General features: G+C 73.3%; 1 protein-coding gene and 1 pseudogene. Both read left to right on the top strand.

Annotated elements, in window-relative coordinates; translation table 11 throughout:
* A pseudogene (locus AB0B01_RS30850) lies at nt 1-184 on the top strand (DUF1343 domain-containing protein); the annotation flags it as partial.
* 84 nt (nt 185-268) lie between these two features.
* Nucleotides 269-1,178 (top strand): GNAT family N-acetyltransferase (locus tag AB0B01_RS30845; RefSeq protein WP_361726296.1); only part of this gene is annotated, 910 nt, incomplete at its 3' end.

Here is a 1,178-nt window from a genome sequence, read left to right as displayed (position 1 = left end):
CTTCGCGTGGCGCGCCGCTGACAGCGGCGGGGAGGGGATCGACCGGCGTCCCTTCAACGATCTGCTGTGGGGGTCCGACCGCTTGCGGCGTGCCGTCGACGCGGGCGAAGACCCCTTGCCGCTGTGCGATCCGCCGGCGCCGCCCGGCCGCTGGGCGGGCGACGACGTGCTGCTCTACCCCTGAGGCCTGCCACCGCACCGCCGCGGCAGCTCTGCGGGCGTCGTTCGACTCCGTCCCCGATCTGCGCATGGAAGGACCACCCCGCCGATGACTCATCGCACAACGGCATCCCGAGCCGACATCCGCGGCTTTCGCGCGGGTGACGGACCGCAGGTGGTGGAGGTGTGGCGGCGCAGTGCGCCGGCCGACTCCATCACTGCGGACCGCTTCCGCTCCCTGGTGCTGCTCGACGCCAACTTCGATCCGGAGGGATTCCGGGTCGCCGTCGAGGGCGACCGTGTCGTCGGTGCGGCCTACGCGGTACGCCGTCTGACACCGATGGCCGGCACCGACCTGGAGCCGGAGCAGGGCTGGATCCCGTTCTTCTTCGTCGACCCGGCCGCCCGCGGGCGGGGCCTCGGCCGCCGACTGCTGGCCGACGCCCTCGACTGGCTGCACGGCCAGGGCCGCACCCGGGTGGACTTCTCCGCGTACACCCCGAACTACGTCCTGCCCGGCCTGGACGCCGATGCGTACCCGGAAGCGGCCCGGCTCCTGGAGTCGCTGGGCTTCCGCACGCTGTACGAGGCTGCGGCGATGGACCGCGGCCTGGTGGGCTATCGCTTCCCGCAGGAGGTCGCGCGCCGCGTGGAGGAACTGGCGGCGAAGGGGTACCGGTTCGCCACCCCGTCCGACGACGACCTGGTGGATCTCTTCGCACTCGCCGGGAGCCACTTCGGTCCGGACTGGGCGTGCACGATCCGGGCGTGTCTGGCCGGGGGCACGCCGCTCGACCGGATCGTCGTCGTCCGGGACCCTTCGGACCGCATGGTCGGCTGGGCGATGCACGGGGCGTTCGACGGGGTGGACGAGCGGTTCGGCCCGATCGGCGTGCTGGAGGAGATGCGCGGCACCGGACTCGGCGAGGTCCTGCTGCACCTGGTCCTGGAGAGGATGCGGGCGCGCCGCGCGCACTCCGCGTGGTTCCTGTGGACCGGCGCGCAGTCCCCGGCGGGCC

Source organism: Streptomyces sp. NPDC044571 (assembly GCF_040647115.1).
Classification (GTDB): Bacteria; Actinomycetota; Actinomycetes; order Streptomycetales; family Streptomycetaceae; genus Streptomyces.
The sequence above is the reverse complement of the archived record's forward strand: the minus strand, read 5'-3'. Positions and strand labels throughout refer to the sequence as shown.